1 protein-coding gene is annotated in these 1,408 nt (G+C 65.1%); it reads left to right on the forward strand.

Features of this window, described 5'->3' with window-relative positions:
• The first annotated feature begins 57 nt into the window (after positions 1–57).
• Complete coding sequence (locus AC07EQ_RS43360) at positions 58–1,293, forward strand: IS701 family transposase (RefSeq protein WP_478393613.1); 1,236 nt, start codon at positions 58–60, stop codon at positions 1,291–1,293.
• The last annotated feature ends 115 nt before the right edge of the window (positions 1,294–1,408 follow it).

Raw genomic sequence — 1,408 nt, forward strand, 5'->3', positions numbered from 1 at the left:
CCTAGTAGTACTTCGTTAGGTGTTGATCTTGTTGGTGGTTTGCTTCATGATCTTGGTGTGGATCTTGGTGCGGTGGAACGTCTTCGGGGCGAGTTGAGCGAGTTCGTGGGCGAGGTGTTCGCTTCGGTGTCACGGAAGGACCAGCGACGGCAGGGGGACTGCTATCTGCGGGGGTTGATGCTGGATGGCGCCCGGAAGTCGATTCAGCCGATGGCCGAGCGGTTGCCGGACGGGAATATGCAGGCCCTTCAGCAGTTTGTGAATCAGTCTCCGTGGGACCACGAACCGGTGTTGCGCACGATCGCGCGCAAGATGACCGACGCGATTGGCCCGCAGGCGTGGGTGGTCGATGATGTGTCGTTTCCCAAATCCGGTGATCAGTCGGTGGCGGTGGCGCGCCAGTACTGCGGCGCGCTGGGCAAGCAGGCCAACTGCCAGGTCGGGGTCAGTGTGCACGGAGTCACCGATGCGGCATCGTGCCCGTTGTCGTGGCGGCTGTTCGTCCCCAAGGGGTGGGACGACCGGGACGATCCACGCCGGGCTCGCACCGGAATGCCCGCCGAGGTTGGTCATACCGAAAAATGGCGGCTGGCTTTGGAGATTCTCGATGAACTGATCGCACAGGAACTCACGCCGCCAGTGGTGGTCGGCGATGCCGGTTATGGCCAGGCCGCTGCGTTCCGGCACGGCCTGGCCGCGCGAGGCATGGACTACGTCGTGGCCGTCCGGGGCAACGAGAACGCTCACCTCGCCGACGCTATGCCTGCCACGGCTGCCTACCCGGGACGCGGTCGACGCCCGGCGCCCCGCTACCACGAACCGGCGGCCCCGCTGGCCGAGATCGCCACCGCCGAGGGACGCGGCGCGTTCCGCAAGATCACCTGGCGCCACGGCAGCAGGGGGCCGATGCACTCGAAGTTCCGGGTGATCACGATCCGCCCCGCCGGCCGGGCCATGACCGACCTCATCCGCAGCGAGAACGGAGGACGCGACTGGGACGGTGTGCTGCCTACCGCGACCCTGCTGGCCGAATGGCCACCCGGCGCCGAAGCACCCACCGATTACTGGATCACCAACCTGCCCACCACCACACCCATCCGAAAACTGGTGCGACTGGCCAAGATCCGCTGGCGGATCGAACACGACTACCGCGAACTCAAACACGGCCTCGGACTCGACCACTTCGAAGGCCGCACCTGGCGCGGCTGGCACCACCACGCCACCCTCGTCACCGCCGCCCACGCCTTCCTCACCCTCCGGCGGCTGAACCCAAAAGCCCCCACGCCGGCCTGACCTTCTACCAGACCCTGACACTGCTCCAAAGCGTCTTACTGTGCTGGACCGGCGTTTGCCCCACATGCCAAAGAAAACTCCCCAAACGAAGACAAACTTAACGAAGTACTACTAG

This window comes from Saccharopolyspora sp. NPDC045839 (assembly GCF_056431645.1).